The 19515-nt window shown below is 48.6% G+C and carries 19 protein-coding genes; 18 read left to right on the plus strand and 1 reads right to left on the minus strand.

Features of this window, described 5'->3' with window-relative positions:
- The first annotated feature begins 71 nt into the window (after window positions 1–71).
- The 18 genes from V3C10_11425 to V3C10_11510 all read left to right on the plus strand — a co-directional run bounded on the left by V3C10_11425 (window position 72) and on the right by V3C10_11510 (window position 18473).
- Window positions 72–1025, plus strand: coding sequence for a LysR family transcriptional regulator (locus V3C10_11425; GenBank protein WVP64387.1), 954 nt, complete (start codon window positions 72–74; stop codon window positions 1023–1025).
- Between the two features lie 341 nt (window positions 1026–1366).
- Window positions 1367–1930 (plus strand): hypothetical protein, encoded by a 564-nt coding sequence (locus V3C10_11430; GenBank protein ID WVP64388.1) that lies wholly within the window; start codon window positions 1367–1369, stop codon window positions 1928–1930.
- A gap of 16 nt (window positions 1931–1946) precedes the next feature.
- Window positions 1947–2570 (plus strand): NAD(P)H-dependent oxidoreductase, encoded by a 624-nt coding sequence (locus V3C10_11435; GenBank protein ID WVP64389.1) that lies wholly within the window; start codon window positions 1947–1949, stop codon window positions 2568–2570.
- Window positions 2571–2723: 153 nt separating this feature from the next.
- A complete protein-coding gene (locus tag V3C10_11440; protein ID WVP64390.1) occupies window positions 2724–3725 on the plus strand; it encodes an aminopeptidase in 1002 nt (333 codons plus the stop codon).
- Window positions 3726–4344: 619 nt separating this feature from the next.
- Entirely contained in the window at window positions 4345–4497 is a 153-nt protein-coding gene (locus tag V3C10_11445; protein ID WVP64391.1) for a hypothetical protein, read from the plus strand.
- A 236-nt stretch (window positions 4498–4733) separates the two neighbouring features.
- A complete protein-coding gene (locus tag V3C10_11450) occupies window positions 4734–5546 on the plus strand; it encodes a nitrilase-related carbon-nitrogen hydrolase (protein ID WVP64392.1) in 813 nt (270 codons plus the stop codon).
- Between the two features lie 18 nt (window positions 5547–5564).
- A complete protein-coding gene (locus tag V3C10_11455) occupies window positions 5565–6806 on the plus strand; it encodes an aromatic amino acid transport family protein (GenBank protein WVP64393.1) in 1242 nt (413 codons plus the stop codon).
- A gap of 306 nt (window positions 6807–7112) precedes the next feature.
- Window positions 7113–8138: a LysR family transcriptional regulator gene (locus tag V3C10_11460; GenBank protein ID WVP64394.1), complete on the plus strand. Its 1026-nt coding sequence runs from the start codon at window positions 7113–7115 to the stop codon at window positions 8136–8138.
- Window positions 8129–9016, plus strand: a complete 888-nt coding sequence (locus V3C10_11465; protein ID WVP64395.1) for a radical SAM protein — start codon at window positions 8129–8131, stop codon at window positions 9014–9016. Before V3C10_11460 ends, V3C10_11465 begins: the two co-directional genes overlap by 10 nt.
- Before the next feature lie 31 nt (window positions 9017–9047).
- On the plus strand, window positions 9048–9473 hold the full coding sequence (locus tag V3C10_11470) for a DUF3783 domain-containing protein (GenBank protein WVP64396.1): 426 nt from the start codon (window positions 9048–9050) through the stop codon (window positions 9471–9473).
- A gap of 15 nt (window positions 9474–9488) precedes the next feature.
- On the plus strand, window positions 9489–11000 hold the full coding sequence (gene pap, locus V3C10_11475) for a polyphosphate:AMP phosphotransferase (protein WVP64397.1): 1512 nt from the start codon (window positions 9489–9491) through the stop codon (window positions 10998–11000).
- A 54-nt stretch (window positions 11001–11054) separates the two neighbouring features.
- Window positions 11055–12299 (plus strand): NAD(P)/FAD-dependent oxidoreductase, encoded by a 1245-nt coding sequence (locus tag V3C10_11480; GenBank protein ID WVP64398.1) that lies wholly within the window; start codon window positions 11055–11057, stop codon window positions 12297–12299.
- A gap of 36 nt (window positions 12300–12335) precedes the next feature.
- The gene (cmk, locus tag V3C10_11485; protein ID WVP64399.1) at window positions 12336–13022 is read left to right on the plus strand and encodes a (d)CMP kinase; all 687 of its coding nucleotides are present in this window, start codon (window positions 12336–12338) and stop codon (window positions 13020–13022) included.
- A gap of 17 nt (window positions 13023–13039) precedes the next feature.
- Entirely contained in the window at window positions 13040–13891 is an 852-nt protein-coding gene (gene ispH, locus V3C10_11490; protein WVP64400.1) for a 4-hydroxy-3-methylbut-2-enyl diphosphate reductase, read from the plus strand.
- A complete protein-coding gene (rpsA, locus tag V3C10_11495; GenBank protein WVP64401.1) occupies window positions 13872–15011 on the plus strand; it encodes a 30S ribosomal protein S1 in 1140 nt (379 codons plus the stop codon). Before ispH ends, rpsA begins: the two co-directional genes overlap by 20 nt.
- A 1233-nt stretch (window positions 15012–16244) precedes the next feature.
- Entirely contained in the window at window positions 16245–16559 is a 315-nt protein-coding gene (locus V3C10_11500; GenBank protein WVP64402.1) for a PadR family transcriptional regulator, read from the plus strand.
- A 5-nt stretch (window positions 16560–16564) separates the two neighbouring features.
- Complete coding sequence (locus V3C10_11505) at window positions 16565–17488, plus strand: DUF1700 domain-containing protein (GenBank protein ID WVP64403.1); 924 nt, start codon at window positions 16565–16567, stop codon at window positions 17486–17488.
- Between the two features lie 13 nt (window positions 17489–17501).
- Window positions 17502–18473 carry a DUF4097 family beta strand repeat-containing protein gene (locus V3C10_11510; GenBank protein WVP64404.1) on the plus strand — a complete coding sequence of 324 codons (972 nt, stop codon included), beginning with the start codon at window positions 17502–17504 and terminating at the stop codon, window positions 18471–18473.
- Between the two features lie 119 nt (window positions 18474–18592).
- Here the strand turns inward: V3C10_11510 and V3C10_11515 are convergent, their stop codons facing one another.
- Window positions 18593–19315 (minus strand): LytTR family DNA-binding domain-containing protein, encoded by a 723-nt coding sequence (locus tag V3C10_11515; GenBank protein WVP64405.1) that lies wholly within the window; start codon window positions 19313–19315, stop codon window positions 18593–18595.
- Between the last annotated feature and the right edge of the window lie 200 nt (window positions 19316–19515).

A 19515-nucleotide genomic window follows, 5' to 3' on the forward strand; every position in this document is an offset into this window, starting at 1 on the left:
TCGAGCCGAATCAGGCCTGTCTTTTGGTATCTATAATTGCAATGAAAAACAGTATGACTGGGGGAAGTCATTTGCTTAATGAGATGAAATACGTGTATGCCGTATATCAGGAGAAAAGCTTTTCAAAAGCGGCGAGAAAACTGCAGGTCAGCCAGCCGGCCCTCAGCAAAATGGTGAGAAAGGCGGAAAAAGATATTGGAATCGTGATTTTTGACCGCAGTACAATCCCAATTACCGTTACAAAGGAGGGGGACTACTATATCAAGTCGATTGAGGACATCATGTTTATCCAGAGGAATGTAAAGTCCTATTTTATGGATTTGAAAGAGCTGAATACAGGCAGTCTCTCTCTTGGCGGATCCTCATTCTTCTGTTCATTCGTATTCCCCGGCCTGATAGGAAGGTTTCGGGACAAGTATCCAAATGTGGTGATCAATCTGATGGAGGGAAGTATTGGGGAACTGAGGGAAGGGCTTGAGAATGAAACGGTGGATCTGGTGATTGAGACAGCAACCGATGTCGGAGCCAATATTGAACGCTATTTTTATAATAATGAGAATATTATTCTGGCCGTTCCCACCCGGTATCAGGTGAATAAGCGGCTCCAGCCTTACCGCCTGACGTATCAGGATATCTGTACGGGAAGATTTGCCGGTAACGAGGTGGAGGCGGTTCCGCTTTATGAACTCCGGGAGGTGCCTTTTATTACGATGAAACCCGGCAATGATATGTTCCAGAGGAGTAACCAGATTTGCAGGAACGCCGGTTTTACGATGAAGACAGTCTTATTGGTCGATCAGGTTCTTACTTCGGTCAACATTGCATCCAACGGCGTTGGAGCCGTATTTATCCGCTCCGATATTGTGAGCTGCATGCCGGAAAACGAGATGCTGACCTATTATAAGATTGGAGATCCGCTGGCAACCCGGCCGGTCAGTTTTGCCGCAAAGAAGGGGAAATACACCACATCTGCGATGCGGGAATTTATGAATATGGCCGGCGTGCAGAGAAAGGAAGAGGAATAAGGAATTATTATCATATGGACGGCGGCAGGCACTTCATACGGGCCTGCCGCCGGACCATCAAAGGAAACAAGCATTTGCCGATAGTCTGCCGCCCCGGAGCATCCGGGGCGTTATTTTGATTGTCCGGTTGATTTTTAGGCATGGTATGGTACACTTAAACCATGTTCTGCGGGAGCATGGGAAGAGGGGAGAGCCTGCCTGCCCGGAGCGTTGGAAAGGAGTACATATGATTGGACAGATGAAAGCGGTATTGCTTCTGTTTGGACTGGCCGCTTCGGTATCCTCCGCGGCCGGAGTTATCACGATACCGGGGAGGAAGTCTTCGGAAATGTCTTCAAAGCTTGACAATCGAGGATTTACTGGAATTTAAGAACCTGGTTTCCCTCGATCTTCTGTTGGAGGATCTTGAGGACATCAGTCCGATTTCCTCCATGACGGGCCTCAAACGTCTCTGGCTGACCGCCGACAGGCAGATGGAGGATCTCGAATGGCTGAGGCCGCTTAAGAACCTGGAGCTGCTTGATATGTGGGGAATCTATCCGAATATAAAGGATTTTAGCCCGATGAGCGGACTTACACATCTGAAAAGCCTGAGACTTACGGTCCCTTCCGTTCGGGATTTGTCCCCTCTTGCAGGTCTTAAAGAGCTTTCCTATCTGGATATCAATACCGCCGATCTTCAGAATATGGATCAGCTGACCCAGGTGGAGGAGATGTTTCTTTCGGTGCCTGACGGCTATGATCTGTCTGTGTTTGCAGAACTGCCGAATCTTAAGGTGCTGTATTTATATTATTCCGGAGAACTCAATACGGAGCCGGTCGTCAATGCGGAACAGATAGAGCAGCTTGTTATAAACGGAGAGGATGTCTATGACAGAACCGTGTTTTCGCCGGAAGAAGAATGAGAGGAGAATTAGAATTATGAAGAGAATTTTATTTGTGGACTGCTGCATCAGAGGGGAGGAATCACGCACCAGAGAGCTGGCGGGATGCCTTGTGGATGGGCTTAAGAACCGGCAGGGGATTGATCTTGAGACGGTGAGGTTGATGGAATGTGGTTTAAAACCATTAGATGCCGGTGAGGTGAAGCTGAGAAATGAGCTGATTGCCTCCGGCTGTTTCGAGGATCCTTTTTTTGAGCTGACGAGGCAGTTCGCTTCGGCCGACGCGGTCATTATCGCCGCGCCGTTCTGGGATTTTTCTTTTCCCAGCCTGCTGCGTGTGTATCTGGAACGCATGTGCGTCAGCGGAATGACATTCCATTACAATGAGAAAGGGGAGACCGTGGGAGACTGCCGCGCTTCACGTATGATCTATGTGACGACCAGGGGAGGCTACACGGGAGTTATGCCCGCAGGTTACCCGGATCTTGCCGGAGAGTACATGAGGGCGCTGTGCCAGATGCTCGGGATTGAACGCTTTGACTGCCTGTCGGCCGAAGGGCTTGATATTTACGGCAACGATGCGGAGGCGCTCCTCAATATGGCAAAAGAGCGTGCGGCATGTCTTTTGGAGGAACTTTTACACACATTTGAAAATGTATAACCAAATGGTGATATGATATAGAAAAATACATATAACGGATGAAATATAGTGCGCAAATTACTACAATATACTCAGGTTCTGAAACAGAAATATAAGTAACAGAGGTTCTGCTCCAGACGGAAACAGGAGTAAATTCAAAAAGGAGATAAGACAATGGAAGACAACAGAATTATTGAATGTATCGAGAGAGCGCACTATATTTTATCCAACCTGATGGCAGTAAAACCGGGCGAGGAAGTCCTGATTGCCATCGACCCGCAGACCGATATGCGTATGGCAAACGCCATGGCGGCAGCCGCTTTAATGTGCGGAGCCGAGTATAACGTAAGCATGATGCCAATCCGCGGAAAAGACAAAGCTACGATTTTCCCGAAGACGCTGGAACTGGCTATGGAGGCCTGCGACGTATTCGTCGGCATGACGACGGCATCCGGAGCCGCTATCTACAACAACCGTTTAAAAGAGCTGATGAACGAGAAGAAGCTGCGTGAAGTTTCCATCTGCTTAAGACATATCGACAACTTCACAAGAGGCGGCGCCCTGGCGGATTACGAGGCAGTATACGCAGACGGCGAGAGACTGCAGGCAATCTGGAGAGGCAAGAAGAACGCCCACATCACAACACCGGCCGGAACCGACCTGTATATGGAAATGAACCAGATGGAGCCAATCATCGAGTGCGGCATTGCCCGCAACCCTGGAGATGCAATGGCATGGTCGGACGGCGAAGTATCCTTAGGGCCGGTTATTGGAACCACCCATGGAAAACTTGTCATTGACGGGCCAATCTGCTACTATGGCTGCCCGACCATCCCGGTTGAGCTTAAGATCGAAGGCGGACGCATCGTAGAGGTAGTAGGCGGAGACGCAAAGATCTGTAAAGAAATCCGCCGCCAGATTGCGGAAGTCAAAGACAGCGACAACATCGCAGAGATCGGTATCGGACTGAACCCGGCCTGCATGTTCAATGGTGACTTCGAGGAAGAGAAAAAGGCAAGGGGAACCTGCCATATCGCAATGGGCAACGGCTTCTACTACGGCCAGCCTGCACGTTCCACAGTACATATCGACATGGTGCAGTACAATCCGACCATCACCTTTGATGATGAGTTGATCGTAAAAGACGGCAAGATGGTCTGCCTGGGTGAAGAATAATCCTCACTGCTCATAATTTTATAGTTTTGCAGAACAGCATAGCGCAGGCTATGCCGTTCTGCATTTTTTGAATTGGTAAAAAAATATGGATTGGCAATGAAGCGTTCGCGTAAAACCTGCTGATAAAAGTAAAAAAAGAGCGGATTCATGCAACCGGATAAATTAAACGGGAAGTAGATAAGTGAAGGGCACAATATATGGATGGCTGTCACATGGGTGGCTGCCGCTTGAACTGCTGTTACATGAACGGGGAGGTGAACAAATGGAGGATCATAAAATCGTTGATTTGTTTTGGATGCGGTCCGAACAGGCTATAGCAGAAACTTCGTCCAGGTATGGAAAATACTGTTATTCCATAGAAAATAACATCTTGTCCGACAGCAAGCAGGGATAAGCGCAGCGAGGTATAGTCGCTCTTGCATTTGATGAATTAAGTGAATGTATCCCGGCGGCCGAATCAACGGAGGGGCAGGCCGGCAAAGAGTATACAAAGAGCATCCGGATTCATGAAATCAGGATTAATGAGATTGAGACGGAAAGAGTTAAGAGGCGTTATAAGAATAGCGAACTGGAGGCCGCCCGTGGATGGACGGATGAAAAGATTGAAGATCATTTCGTTGTGGTTTGGGCGGGCTACTATGTCGAGTATGACCATACAAAGACGTTTTTAGACGATGGATATACGGAGCAGTATTTCTATCTGATGGAAAATACGGAAAGCGGAGAATGGAAAATCGTTGATAACACGGGCTCCCTTACCGCAGGTGATTAGGCTGCCCCTTATACGGAATACAGAAAGCCGGTAACACGCAGATTATAAATGCGGTTATCGGCTTTTATAACAGTTATAATTGCGAAGTTATAAGGCATAGAAAAATCTGTATAACAGGTGAAAACCCCCATTTATCGCCTTAAACTATCATGTATAAACACTGCATACGATACGGGGAAAGCTTCATATGAAAGGGGATCGCAGGGCAGGTTATTATAAAAAAGGAGAAGAGGAAAATGGGACAGGACAGAAAAGTTAAGATCGCTCTCGGCCAGATGAAAGTAATCCAGGGCGACACAAAGGAAAATCTGCGAAAGATGATGGAGATGATTGATGAGGCGGCGGAACAGGATGTGGATATTATCTGCTTCCCGGAACTTGCCTACACGGGATATTTCCTGGAATCGGAAGAACTGCAGAGACTGGCGGAGCCGGTAGACGGGCCGTTTGTACAGACGATGAGAAAATGCGCAAAGGCAAAGGGCATGCACATCATTGCAGGCTATGCCGAATCCGTACATATACCCGGAAAAATGTATAATTCATGCATATTTATTGATGACAATGGCGAAGTAATCGGCAATATGAGAAAAGTAAATGCCTGGGGCACGGAAAAATTAAAATTCTGTGAAGGAGACAGCTTCCCTGTAATCAACACCAAGTTCGGTAAGATCGGCATGCTGATCTGCTATGACGTGGAGTTCCCGGAGCCATCGAGAATTGAAGCCCTCAAGGGAGCCGAGCTGGTATTCTGTTCCGCAGTATGGAGCATTCCGGCGGCCCGCAGATGGGACGTGGATCTTGCAGGAAACGCACTGTTCAACCTGATGTTTATGGCGGGTTCCAACCCTGTATACGATAATTGCTGCGGCACCTCGAAAATTGTCGGTCCCGACGGCGTCGTGCAGGCGGAAGCTTCCAAGACGGAAGAAGAGCTGCTCGTATGCGAGATTGATCTGAATGAGGTCCTGAAGGTAAGAAGCCGTATTCCTTATTTCAATGATTTCAAGGAAGACACCTTCTCCATGGACGCAGTTGAGAAATACTAGGAACGGGGGCAAAACATAATGGGGGAAAATGAAAAAAAAGAAACGACGCAGCCGAAATATGAAGAAGGCGCGTTAAAAATACATAAACTGACACCGGCGGAAGTCGTATTTTCGGTTGTAGGCTGCGGAATCGGATCGGGCTGTCTGGGAACAGCGTATTCAGCCAGGCTGGCCGGACTTCCGGTCCTGGTATTCTGGTTTATCGTCACCGGTGTACTGACCCTGTTTTCGATGATGTACGTGGCGGAGACAACGCTCCGGACGAGGACGCTGGTCCAGCTTCCGGGATTGGCGGAGAGATACCTGGGACCTGCGGGTTCGATTCTCATATTCATAGCCGTGGTAATCAACTCCTTAAGCTGTATGATCGCTTACTTTTCAGGCAGCGGAAACATCATGAATGAACTTCTGGGCGTGCCGGACTGGGTCGGCACCCTGATATTCCTGGTTCCGGCGGCGGGAGTTGCCTGGTTTGGGTTAAAGGCCATGGGCGTCGGCAACAAGCTGATGAGTATCGGTATGATTGTCATGCTGGTAGTTCTTACAGCGGCATCCATGATTGCCAAAAACGGCGACCTGTCGAGAATTTTTACAAGCAACTGGACTTATGCAATCCCGATTTTTAACGTTGCGGCATTCAGCTATATCGGACAGTACCTTGTACCTGATCTGGCGAGGGGCCTGTCCCACGACCCGAAAAAACTGGCCCCGGCTATTGCCATCGGACAGCTGATTGTCTGTATCCTTCTGATAATTGTTCCGATGGGGGTTATGTACATCACACCGGCAGAGGATCTGACACAGGTTGCGACCATTGCATGGGGACGTTCCCTGGGATTATGGGCGCTTTATATCGCCAACATTTTTGCACTGATTGCAATGCTTACATCGTACTGGGCCATTTCCCAGACGCTGCTTTCCAACATTGTCGATAAATTTAAATTCCACTCGGACGAGGACGTAAAAATCCGTCTGCCGATTACAATTGTGATTGTGGGAATACCGCTTGCACTTACTCTCAGCGGAGCTGTGGGCTTTGTGGACGCAATCTATTTCTCCGGCACCTTTGCCGGCGCAATCATGGCGATTCTTCCAATCTTCATGCTCAGGGGGGCGAGAAAAAAAGGTGAGATTGAGCCTGACTGGAACTGCGGATGGATGTATAATCCGGTCATTCAGGGAATCATAATACTTCTTTACAGCGGAACCATTATATATGCCATTCTGGGTGCATTCAAGCTTCTCCCAGCGGGATGGTAAAGTAAACGCAGATTAGCAGATATGATATTTACGATAAGAAAATGGAAAAGTAATTTGCCTGGGAAGGAAAATAGTGGTAAAATAAATACATCAGGATAATTCGTTATCCAGCCAACAGAAATCTGCTTCCGGCGCTGCCAGAAGTAGATTTCTGTTTTGATGATGTAAGGCTTCATGAAGTGGGCCCTATATCGTTGATAATGGTGATCTGTGCGCAGCGCGTGCGTTTCATCTTCCGGCAATGATGGGATGTTTTCATGACAGGCTTTTTATCGCAATATACATATAAGGACGGGAGGAATTTACTTGCTGAATGAAATGAGATATGTGTATTCAGTGTATCAGGAAAAAAGCTTTTCAAAAGCAGCGAAAAAATTATTTATCAGCCAGCCGGCGCTGAGCAACATGGTGCGGAAGGCAGAAAATGAGATAGGTGCGCCCATTTTTGACCGAAGCACAATACCGCTTACAGTCACAAAAGAGGGCGCATATTATATTAAATCAATTGAAGAGATCCTGTTTATCCAGAGAAATCTGCAGGCCTATTTCAAAGATTTGAGGGAGCTTAACACGGGTTCCCTGTCAATCGGGGGAGCCTCATTTTTCTGTTCCTTCGTCTTTCCGGATCTGATAGGACGTTTCAGGGAGAAGTATCCCAATGTGACAATCGATCTTCTGGAGGGGAATGTCAAAGAACTGAAGGAAGGACTTGAGGATGAATCGCTTGATCTGGTCATCGAGACGGCTCTCTATGAGGATTCTTCGGTGGAACGGTTCTTTTTCAAAAATGAGGAGATTATCCTTCTGGTACCGGCCTCCTATCCCATCAATAAGAGGCTGCAGCCCTACCGTCTGTCCTATCAGGATGTCGTTACGGAACGGTTTCTGTCGGATTCTTATGAACCGGTGCCTCTGGAGCTTTTTAAGGATATTCCCTTCATTATAATGAAGCCGGGCAACGACATGTACCAGAGGAGCTTTAACATGTGCAGAAATGCGGGATTCACCCCCAAGGTGGCAATCCAGATGGATCAGGTCCTGACCTCCATGAACATTGCTTCCAACGGAGTGGGCGCCGTATTCATCCGGGCGGATATTATCGGCTGCCTGCCTGAAAATGAGAAGCTGGTATACTATAAAATTGGTGATCCGCTGGCCTGCAGGAGAGTCGTATTTGCCAGCAAAAAAGGGAAATACATCACAGCGGCCATGAGGGAATTCCTTCGCATGGCGGGGGCTAAAAAAGTAGACGGAGTCTGTCCGGGCAAGGGCCCCTGTAAAACAGGAAGTCCCTGCAAGAACAGCCAGAGAGGAACGGATGAATGGAACTGATTCCCGCAAAGACGATTGTGACGAAGAATAAGGATACCTCCTGGTTCGGCAGTGACTACAATATGAATCTGTACCGCGGCTGCAGCCATGGCTGTATCTACTGTGACAGCAGGAGCAGCTGTTACAGGGTGGATGACTTTGAAAATGTGAAGGCCAAGGAAAATGCCCTTCTCATTGTCAGGGACGATTTAAGGCGCAAGGTGAAGAAAGGCGTGGTAGGCACCGGGGCCATGAGTGATCCCTACAATCCCCACGAGACAGAGATGGAACTGACGATGCACAGCCTGGAACTGATTGGGGCCTTTGGCTTCGGCGTATCCATGCTCACAAAGAGTACGGGAATCCTGAGGGATATCCTGCTCTATCAGGTGATTGCCGAGCAGTCCCCGGTCAACTGCATGCTCACGATTACGACCTGCGACGATGCCCTTTCAAAGAAGCTGGAGCCAGGAGTTCCACCATCCTCGGAGCGTTTTAAGGCGGTGAAGGAACTAAGCGATGCCGGCCTTTACACCGGAGTCGTGATGACCCCGGTGCTGCCTTTTCTGGAAGACACAAAGGAAAACATACTGGGAATGATTGAACTTGCCAGGGAATCGAAAGCCAGATTTATTTATCCCATGTTCGGCGTGACGCTTCGGGATCGCCAGAGAGATTATTTTTACAGCAGTCTCGATCGTATTTTCCCGGGGGAGAATCTGAGGCAGCAGTATGAAAAACGATATGGAGACCGATATTTTTGCAGCAGCCCGAAGGCAAGGAGCCTTTACGGCCTGTTTGAGAAAGAATGCGTGAAAGCCGGTATTTTATACAAAATGCCGGATATAATTCATTCATATAAGAAAAATTATCAGTACGAACAGCTTACTCTGTTCTGAAAAAGGAAATTCTTAAAGGAGAGAAAATTGGATGAAAGAAACAGTGCTTCTTTATAACTTTAACGACAAGGACAGGCTGATGAAAATCAGGCAGGCGCTTCTGCCTCTGGGATTCCGAATCAGGCAGGTGGAGAAAGAGGACTATATGAAACCTCTGGGAACGCTCGCCGGAGTGAAGGGAATGGAAGAATTGACCGCTGCCGCATGTCCTTCGGACGAAGTTTTGGCATCGGAGGGTTTTGAGGATGAGATGGCGCTTCTCGCAGGACTCACTTCACCACAGGTGGACGCTTTCATCAAGTCACTCCGCAGAAAGGGAATCGGCCGCATTGATTATAAGGCAGTACTGACTCCGGTGAACAAGGATTGGGATTCGGTACATCTGTACCATGAAATAAAGAAGGAACACGAGGCAATGACAGTGGCAACATCTCAGAGTGAGCCAGAAGAGGCTTAGAAACGGAGGGAAGATATGCTGGAAAAGGTGGATCTGCAAAAAACGGTTGACAAAGAGACTTATAAACGGGTCAGCGAGGAGCTGGGAGAGCGCCTGGGCCTGCTGCAGAGAAAGTGCAAGGCGGAGAAAATTCCGGTGGTGATTGTGTTTGAGGGCTTGGGAGCCGCCGGAAAAGGCGTGCAGATTAACCGTCTGATCCAGTCCTTCGATCCAAGGGGCTTTGATGTCTATGCCAGCAGGAAACCGGGAGAGGAAGAGCGGATGCGCCCCTTTTTGTGGCGCTACTGGACCAAGACGCCGGAGGACGGCCGTATTGCCATCTTTGACAGGAGCTGGTACGATAAGGTAACCGTGGACCGTTTTGACAAAGTTACAAAGCGTGATGAGCTTCCAGGGGCCTTTGCCGACATTACCTCCTTTGAAAAACAGCTTTCGGAAGGCGGCTGTGTGATTATCAAGCTGTTCCTCTATATTTCACAGAAAGAGCAGAAAAAGCGTTTTGAAAAGCTGACGTCGAATAAAGAAACAAAGTGGCGCGTTTCAGACGGTGACTGGAAGAGAAATAAGGAATATGACAAATACCTGATGATGAACGAGGAGATGCTGGAACGGACCGATACCGGCTATGCCCCATGGACGATCATCGAAGCCACGGACAAAAATTACGCGGCGATGAAGATTCTCGCTACGGTGGCCGACCGCATGGAATATGAGGTGAACAGACGGGAGGATGAGAAGAAGGAAACGGCCGCCATGGCTGCCGCCCCCGCGCCTCAGGACCGTTTCAAAAACGGCGTGCTCTCGGGCGTTGATCTGACGAAATCCTTGGATAAGAGCGAGTACAAAGCGGAAGTGGATAAGCTGCAGAAGAGGCTTGAATATCTCCACAGTGAGATTTACCGCCTGAGAATTCCGGTGGTAATCGGCTTTGAGGGCTGGGATGCGGCAGGCAAGGGCGGAGCTATCAGAAGACTGACCAGCCACCTGGACCCGAGAGGCTATAAAGTAAACCCGACGGCCGCTCCCAATGATATAGAGAAGGTCCATCACTATCTGTGGCGTTTCTGGAACAATATGCCGAAGGCGGGCCACATTGCAATCTTCGACCGCACCTGGTACGGCCGTGTTATGGTGGAACGGATCGAGGGCTTCTGCAAAGAAGAAGACTGGCGCAGGGCCTATCAGGAAATCAACGAGATGGAGGCCCATATGGCGAACTTCGGCGCTGTGGTCCTGAAGTTCTGGCTCCATATAGACAAGGAAGAGCAGGAACGCCGTTTCAACCAGAGGATGAACGATCCGGCCAAACAGTGGAAGATTACGGACGAGGACTGGAGAAACAGGGAAAAGTGGGATGCCTATGAAGCCGCGGTCAACGAGATGCTGGTGCGCACCTCCACCACCTATGCGCCGTGGACCATCGTGGAGGGCAATTCCAAGTACTATGCCAGGGTAAAAGTCTTAAAAACAGTGGTGGAAGCGCTGGAGCAAAAAATAAAAGAGGTTGAAAAAGAGCGCAATTCATAGTATTCTACTGTAAACGCATAAAGGAGCGGGCAAAAGCCCGGATGAAATTACAGGATGGATAAGATTATTATAATCGGCGGCGGGGCAGCAGGCATGGCGGCTGCCATCGCCGCCGCTGAATGCGGCAAAAAGGCCGTTATATATGAGAAAAATGAGAAACTGGGCAAGAAACTTTTTATCACCGGAAAAGGCCGCTGTAACGTGACGAACGACTGCGATCTGGAACAGCTGTTTTCCAGCGTGGTTACCAACAGGCGTTTTTTGTACAGCGCATTTTACGGTTTTACCAACACGGACATCATGGATCTGCTTAAGGAGGCGGGTTGCCCCCTTAAGACGGAACGCGGAGGCCGTGTTTTTCCCGTGTCGGACAAGTCCTCGGACGTGATAAATGCCCTTGCGGGAAAGCTTAAGAGCCTGGACGTGGAAGTCCATTTAAACGAAGGCGTGAAGAGCCTCTGGATGGAGGGGGACGCCGTAAAAGGAGTGATTCTGGAACGCGGCGGTAAGAAGGAGAGCGCGTCGGCCGTCATCGTGGCGACGGGAGGCCTGTCCTACCCGACCACCGGGTCCACGGGTGACGGATACCGCCTTGCAAAGGAGGCGGGACACAGCGTCACAAAAATGAGCCCGGCTCTGGTGCCGTTCATTACGGCGGAGGACGTGGTGAAAGAGCTTCAGGGCCTGGCGCTCAAAAACATAGAGATCTCGGTGAGCGACGGAAAGAAGGAGCTGTACCGCGACTTTGGCGAAATGATGTTTACGCATTTCGGCGTCTCCGGGCCGGTGTTGTTAAGCGCCAGCAGTTATGTTGCAAAGCGGCTTTTAAAGGGGGAAATGGTCATGCTGTCCATCGACTTAAAGCCGGCCCTCTCCGGGGAGCAGCTGGATGCCAGAATCCTCAGGGATTTTGATGAGGTGAAAAACAAACAGTTCAGTAATGCGTTGAACCATCTGTATCCCTCTAAACTGATTCCCGTTATGATAAAGAGGAGCGGCATTGCTCCCGAAAAGAAGGTCAATGAGATTACCAGGGAAGAACGGAGACGGCTTGTGGAAGCTACAAAGGATTTTAAACTCACCATCACGGGGCTGCGGGGATTCAATGAGGCCATTATCACCCAGGGCGGAGTTACCGTAAAAGAGGTGAATCCCTCCACAATGGAATCGAAACTGGCGAAGAACCTTTATTTTGCCGGGGAAGTTCTGGATTTGGATGCGGTGACGGGAGGATATAACCTTCAGATTGCCTGGTCGACCGGGTTTCTGGCCGGCAGGAGCGCGGCAGGCGCGCAGTAGAGATAAAAGTTTAAATATCAGGGAGGAACAGGAAAAATGCCGTTTAATATAGCGATTGACGGGCCTGCGGGAGCGGGCAAGAGCACGGTTGCAAGGCAGCTTGCAAAAAATCTTGGATATATCTATGTGGATACAGGCGCCATGTACAGGGCGATGGCACTGTATTTTCTGAGAAAAGGAATTGATAAGGAAGACGGCAGGGCGATTGAGGAAGCCTGCGGCGAAGTGGAAATCTCCCTTGAATATAAAGACGGGGCCCAGCAGCTCATCCTGAACGGGGAGAATGTCACGGGCCTTATCAGAACCGAAGAGGTAGGCAATATGGCGTCCGCCACATCGGTCTACGCACCCGTCAGAAAGAAACTGCTGGAACTGCAGAGAAAGCTGGCGCAGAGAAAAGACGTGGTGATGGACGGCCGGGACATCGGCACATGCGTGCTTCCCGACGCCAACCTGAAGGTATATCTGACCGCGGGCAGCCGGGTCAGGGCGCTCCGCCGCTATAAGGAACTGCAGGAGAAGAATGTGGAGTGCGACCTGGAAGCGATTGAGAAGGATATTATTGACCGCGATTACCGTGATATGCACCGTGATATAGCACCGCTGAAACAGGCGGAGGACGCGGTCCTTCTGGACTCCTCCAATATGACGCTGGAAGAAGTGCTTAATGAGATGGAGAGCCTGGTGGAGGATGCGGGCAGCAAGGGCTGCTGCGGCTGTTAGAGCAGAAGGTGATTAATATGGAAGTAATTGTTGCAAAGACAGCCGGTTTCTGCTTTGGCGTAAAGCGGGCTGTGGATCAGGTTTATGAACAGATTGAAAAAGGCAAAACGCCGATTTATACCTTCGGTCCGATCATCCATAACGAAGAGGTGGTCCGGGATTTGGAGGAGAAGGGCGTAAAAGTCATTGAAACGGAAGACGAGCTGAGAAAACTGACGGAGGGTGTGGTGGTGATCCGCTCCCACGGTGTCGGAAAAGAGATTTACGACATTCTGGAGGAGAAGGGAATTGAGATCGTCGATGCCACCTGCCCCTTTGTAAAAAAGATACACCGGATTGTAAAAGAGCAGAATGAGGCCGGCCGCCGCGTCATCATAGTGGGAAATGGCAGCCATCCGGAAGTTGAGGGAATAAAAGGATGGGGAAATGACGATACTTTAGTCATCCAGACGGTTGAAGAATTTGAAAAATTACAGATTACAGAGGGTGAAAAGCTGTGTATTGTTGCCCAGACGACATTTAACTACAATAAATTTCAAGATTTAGTTGAAAAAATTTCTAAAACGCGTTATGATATACTTGTTTTAAATACGATTTGCAATGCAACACAGGAAAGACAAGTGGAAGCAAGGCAGATAGCTTCACAGGTTGATGTTATGATTGTCATCGGAGGAAGAAACAGTTCTAACACTCAGAAGTTGTATGAGATTTGCCGAAGGGAATGTAAGGAGACTTACTATATCCAGACACTGAAAGATTTCAAACCTGAAAAGGCAGGTTCTGTGCGCAGCGTAGGTATTACAGCAGGGGCATCTACCCCGAATCAAATTATCGAGGAGGTTCATACTAATGTCAGAATTAAGTTTTGAACAAATGTTTGAAGAATCATCAATTAAGCGATTACGTGCAGGAGAGGCAGTTACCGGTCAGGTCATCGGCGTAAAAGAAGATGAAATTATTCTCAGTATCGCTGGAAGTAAGTCAGAAGGCATTATTACGAGAAGTGAATTCACGAATGAACCAAACGTGGATTTAACAACAAAAGTTTCCGTAGGAGACGAGCTGGAAGTAAAAGTTCTCAAAGTAAACGACGGCGAAGGAATGGCTGCTTTATCTTACAAGAGACTGGCTGCCGATAAGGGATTAAAACGCCTGAAAGAAGCATTCGAGAACAAAGAAGTACTGACAGAGAAAGTTACACAGGTTATGGAAAAAGGTCTTGTTGTTGAAGTGGAAGGCACAAGGGTATTCATCCCTGCAAGCATGGTTTCCGATACTTACGACAAAGATTTATCCAAATATGCAGGCCAGGAGATCGAATTCGTGGTAACAGAGTTCAATCCGAACGGCAGAAGAAGCAGAATCATCGGCGACAGAAAACAGCTTCTGCTTGCTAAGAAGGCTGCTATGCAGAAAGAATTATTTGAGAAGATCGCTGTTGGACAGACAGTTGAGGGTGTTGTTAAGAATGTAACTGATTTCGGTGCATTCATCGACCTCGGCGGCGCCGACGGTTTACTTCATATCTCCGAGATGTCCTGGGGCAGAGTTGAGAACCCGAAGAAGGTTTTCAAAGTTGGCGATAAGGTAACGGCTCTGATCAAAGATATCAACGGCGAGAAGGTTGCATTAAGCCTTAAGTTCCCGGAGACCAATCCGTGGGCTAACGCTGCAGAGAAATACGCAGTAGGCAACATTGTAGAAGGTAAAGTGGCACGTATGACTGATTTCGGCGCATTCGTTGAGCTGGAGCCAGGCGTAGATGCTCTGCTTCATGTATCCCAGATTTCCAGAGAGCACGTTGAGAAACCATCCGACGTATTATCTGCAGGCCAGATCATCACAGCAAGAGTTGTAGACTTCAACGAAGCTGACAGAAAGATCAGCCTCAGCACAAAAGCTCTCGAAGCTCCGGCAGAGATGTACAACGATGGAGACGTCGCTGACGTAGATATCGATGCAGTAGCTGCTCAGGAGGATGCTGAGTAATCAGGATCGCGATAATAGATTAATATTAAGGACGTCTGCCGGAATGGCAGGCGTCTTTTTAATATCATAGGAAAGTGCTCCTATGATATTAAAGCCCTCCGGGCAGGATGCGCACTCGCGCGAAGATGTAATATGCCGCTATGCGGCCGTGCTCGGCGCGTGAGTCCGGGTCCCCGGACTCTTTATTATGGGGAAGTCTTCAGTCCCGGGCGGAGGGGATGTGGGTGGGGGCTCCGGAAGAAAGAAATCTGCTGCGGGGACCGCTCGCGCTTATGGAATGCGCAGCGGATGCTAAGACGCCATAAGACGGCGTCCAAGCACCGGCGGATTCCAACGTCCCCTCCGCAGATTTTTTCTTCCTCCTCCCCCACAGGAAAGGTTACGGCCGGGACTGAAGACGCGAAGTTTTTCGCCATCCCGCGTCCACCGACTTCGGCTGATCATCCTCGGCTTTCCGGGGGAGGGTATTGTTTCGGCCGTTATATTTATCCGGAAATCGGGGATAAATTGGGCTTAAGTCTTAAAAAGAGACTTTTGTTAATATCCGGAACTTTTTCTTCGGATTTTTTTAAAAGTTATCCACAATCCATCGTTTGTGTTTTATCGCCGGCGTATCCTGGAAAAGGATAATGAATGGGCTTTTATATAGTTTATATTATTTTATAGTGTATCCTGTTTTTTATATTTCTTATTTTTTATGGTCGTGTCTTAGTATATTTCGCCAATCGTATCCCAGTGATGTGAAATAAAATATTGATGCAAAACAAAACTATCCGGAATTATATAGTGGCGGTGCCGATCTGCCGCTTCGCATTCCGCAAGCGGGAGCGGGTCCCCGTAGGAATTTTTTCAGCCCGGATTCCCCTTGGCGACAACCTTCGCCGGGACTGAGGCCTCAGCCGCCAACTTCCCCGCCCGTCCGCCATCCTGAAGTCGGCGTCCCCCCATTTCAACTAAATCCTCCCCCTAAGAATAAAATAGTTGTTGACAACCAATATTATATATCATATAATACTACTATACTATATAACATATAATATATAAATAAAAATAATATACTAAACAAAATAATATTAAGTCCACAACAATATTAAAATTTTCACAATATTATTGCAGTAATCATCCTCCGTCCCTCGTTATAACTTACAGGACGGCGAATAACCCGGTAACGATGCGGCCCCCCGTATCATTACCACACTACAAACACAACCCAACAGAACAGGAAGTGAGAGAATGGTATTTAACACAGGAGCAGCACTTTTGGATGCAGTAGTTTTGGCCGCTGTTTCCAGAGAAAATCAGGGGACTTATGGGTATAAGATCACCCAGGATGTCCGCCGTGCCATTGAGATTTCGGAATCCACCCTATATCCGGTGCTGAGACGGCTTCAGAAAGAGGAATGTCTGGAAACTTACGATATGGCCATTGACGGGAGAAACAGAAGATACTACAAGATTACGGAGAACGGCCGTGCTCAGTTGAACCTCTATAAGAGTGAGTGGAGCATCTATTCACGCAGAATATCAGAGATCCTGGGGGAGGTATGAGGAAAATGAAAAAAGAAGAATTTTTAAGACAGTTGGAATTTCTACTCCAGGATATTCCGGAGGATGACAAAAGAGACGCAATCGATTATTATAGAGATTATCTGGAGGAGGCAGGACCGGAACAGGAAGAAGCGGTGCTTGAAGAGTTTGGAAGTCCGGAGCGGATTGCCTCGGTGATACGGACCGATCTCCTGGGAGGAATGGAGGGCGCGGGCGAGTTTACTGATAATGGATATGATGACCGGCGGTTCAGGACCTCGGCTTATCCGGTGGTGAATGACGGGAAAACGGCCGGTTCTGCGGAGCAGAATGAAAACCATTCCGGCAGCGGTCATACGGGAAATCAGCAGGGATACCGTGCAAACAGCGGCCGGAGCAATTACAGGCAGGGAAGTTACAGACAGGCGAACCACGGCCAGGGAAGTTACGGCCAGGCGGGCTATGGTCAGGGAGGCGGCCGGGGAACCTATGGAAACGGAACCTATGAAAAGGGCAGCTATGCCGACAAAAGCCAGGGCGCTCCCTCAAACGACAGCAAATGGTGGAAATATCTCCTGATTGCTCTGGGAATCCTCTGTATTGGGCCATTTGCCATAGCGGCCGTATTCGGGGTCGCCGGGACGGCAACCGGTTTTGTCGTTGTATTGGCCACAGTGCTCCTTGTGCTTGCCCTTCTGACGATAGCAGGTATCCTGGGCGGCGTTGCCATGGTGATTGCCGGGATCATGCAGTTGTTTGGAGGTTTCTGGAGCGGAGTGATGAGTATCGGCCTGGGGCTGGTGTTCGGCGGAGCGGGCTGTCTGCTTCTGTGCTGTTCCTGGCTGTTTTACGGCAGGTTCCTGCCGTGGGCGGTCATGGGAATTGTTCATTTTATTGAAAAGCTCATGCACAGAGACGGTGGGAATTCCGGCCGGAAGACAGGCATATAGAGGAGGATGAGAGATGAAAAAATGGATGAAAGGCATAGCGATTACCGGAATCGTCCTGCTCTTAGTCGGTACTGCGGTCACCGCACTGGCGGCCGTTGTCGGGAATGCCACACAGGAGCACGGTATGATGGGAAACTGGGCCGGTGGGTATTTTGATGACGGGCTGATGGAACATATCGAAGACACCCTGCGGTTCAACAGCCGGCGTCACAGGAGCGGCAGGAATCTTACGATTGATTCCGACCGTTATGACGATGGTGATGACGGTGACGACAGTGATTCTTACGCAAACCTGAACATCTGTCCGAAAGAGGAGATGGAGTTAGCCGGAACCTATAAGGGTATTACAAAGCTCGAAGTGGAAGCAGAACGTTCGGCGGTAAAGATAGTGGAAAATCCGGAACTGACGGATGAGATCCTCGTCTATATGAAAAATGATACGTACACGATTATCGAGATAGAGTCGGACGACGAACCCGGCCAGCTGTCTGTCAAGTATTCCTGGCCCAGCAGAAAATATACATGGCCGTCAAAGGATACCGGATATACGCAGGGGATCATCGAGATTCCCGCGGGATACCGTTTCCGTGAGGCGGAGCTGGAGGCAAAGGCTTCGTATATCAAAGCGGCTTCTGTGAATGCCGATGATCTGGATGTCAGTGTCAAGGCGGGAGAGCTGCAGCTCGGTAACTTCCAGGCCGGCAAAGCGGACTTTTCAGCGGAGGCCGGCAGCATCACTGCATATGGGGATATAGAACGCCAGATGGAGGCGGAGGTGAAAGCCGGAGCAGTCACCTTAGAGCTGGCCGGAGGGGAGAAAGATTATAATTTCTACCTGGATAATGCGGTTGGCAATGTTCTAATCGGTGATTCGGTTTATTCCGGCCTTTCCAATGACACAAAGGTCAACAACGGGTCGGAGAAAAACGTAAGTATTGACTGTTCCGCCGGATCGGTGGAAGTGAGGTTTTCAGATAAGAACTGAGAAAAACGAATAGAAAGCGCCGGATGCTCTTTCATGCTGCCGGACGGATAATATTTTGAAAGCTGACACAGCCGTTATAATGGGAACGGCTGTGTCAGCTTTTATGAATAAAAATTCATTTAAATGCCTCCGTTTAATTTTAAAAACTGGTAGTCTGCATACTGCTGGTAGATGGCATTCCGGTTGCCCCGGGTGATGGGAACGCGCTCCCCATTCTCCATGATGAAATCGTGCTTATCGACGGAGGCGACGTGATCCATATTTACAATACAGTTGCGGTAACAGCACAGAAACTGCGGATAGCACAGCAGAAGCGGTGAAAATACGTCAAACTGCTGATAAGACCGGATCAATCTTGCAGAGGTGTGAATTTGTATATAGTGATTGTAATAATCCGTGTAGATGATTTCACCCAGCGGTATCTTGACCAGCGTACGGCTTTCTTTCACCTCGATATAGCGGATATGTTTCGCCAGCTCATTGTGGCACAGATCCATGGTTCTCTGGAAACGCTCTTCCGACAGAGGCTTGAGCAGATAATCAAAAGCACGTACCTCAAATCCCTGCAGAGCATATTCTTTACTGGAACTGATGAAAATCAAAAGACATTCCGAATCGGTTTCGCGGATTTTTCTGGCAACCTCGATGCCGGAAATACCGTCCATTAGAATGTCCAGAAATATTAAATCATAGGATTTGGAAGGCCAGTTTTCCAAAAATGCATCCCCGCTTGTGTAAGTGTCGATTACTCTGTATACCTGGCGGTTTGACAGGTAAGTCTGGAGATAACCTTCCAGCAAAGATAATTCCTGCCCAGAGTCTTCTATAATTGCAATGTCCATTTAAATCTCCCCTAGTTACAAATTCTCGTTTCTATTTTAACAAAATAGAGGCCATGTTTGAAAAAAAAGTCGGTAAAAAAATGTCAAAAAATGTAAAAAACTTGAACGGGAACATATTTTAAGTATATTCTGAAAAATAACGGTGTCAACGTTCCGGGGTTTTTCTGTTCAGGTAAATATTGGAAATCTCCCTAAAAATT

The sequence above is a fragment of the [Clostridium] symbiosum genome, assembly GCA_036419695.1.
GTDB lineage: Bacteria > Bacillota > Clostridia > Lachnospirales > Lachnospiraceae > Otoolea > Otoolea symbiosa_A.

What these genes read in the sequence shown, in the direction of transcription:
- V3C10_11435 (WVP64389.1), top strand. Translation starts at nt 1,947, where the DNA reads ATGAAGAGAATTTTATTTGTGGACTGCTGCATCAGAGGGGAGGAATCA.
- V3C10_11440 (WVP64390.1), top strand. Translation starts at nt 2,724, where the DNA reads ATGGAAGACAACAGAATTATTGAATGTATCGAGAGAGCGCACTATATT.
- V3C10_11450 (WVP64392.1), top strand. Translation starts at nt 4,734, where the DNA reads ATGGGACAGGACAGAAAAGTTAAGATCGCTCTCGGCCAGATGAAAGTA.
- V3C10_11455 (WVP64393.1), top strand. Translation starts at nt 5,565, where the DNA reads ATGGGGGAAAATGAAAAAAAAGAAACGACGCAGCCGAAATATGAAGAA.
- V3C10_11465 (WVP64395.1), top strand. Translation starts at nt 8,129, where the DNA reads ATGGAACTGATTCCCGCAAAGACGATTGTGACGAAGAATAAGGATACC.
- V3C10_11470 (WVP64396.1), top strand. Translation starts at nt 9,048, where the DNA reads ATGAAAGAAACAGTGCTTCTTTATAACTTTAACGACAAGGACAGGCTG.
- pap (WVP64397.1), top strand. Translation starts at nt 9,489, where the DNA reads ATGCTGGAAAAGGTGGATCTGCAAAAAACGGTTGACAAAGAGACTTAT.
- V3C10_11480 (WVP64398.1), top strand. Translation starts at nt 11,055, where the DNA reads ATGGATAAGATTATTATAATCGGCGGCGGGGCAGCAGGCATGGCGGCT.
- cmk (WVP64399.1), top strand. Translation starts at nt 12,336, where the DNA reads ATGCCGTTTAATATAGCGATTGACGGGCCTGCGGGAGCGGGCAAGAGC.
- ispH (WVP64400.1), top strand. Translation starts at nt 13,040, where the DNA reads ATGGAAGTAATTGTTGCAAAGACAGCCGGTTTCTGCTTTGGCGTAAAG.
- rpsA (WVP64401.1), top strand. Translation starts at nt 13,872, where the DNA reads ATGTCAGAATTAAGTTTTGAACAAATGTTTGAAGAATCATCAATTAAG.
- V3C10_11500 (WVP64402.1), top strand. Translation starts at nt 16,245, where the DNA reads ATGGTATTTAACACAGGAGCAGCACTTTTGGATGCAGTAGTTTTGGCC.
- V3C10_11505 (WVP64403.1), top strand. Translation starts at nt 16,565, where the DNA reads ATGAAAAAAGAAGAATTTTTAAGACAGTTGGAATTTCTACTCCAGGAT.
- V3C10_11510 (WVP64404.1), top strand. Translation starts at nt 17,502, where the DNA reads ATGAAAAAATGGATGAAAGGCATAGCGATTACCGGAATCGTCCTGCTC.
- V3C10_11515 (WVP64405.1), bottom strand. Translation starts at nt 19,315, where the DNA reads ATGGACATTGCAATTATAGAAGACTCTGGGCAGGAATTATCTTTGCTG.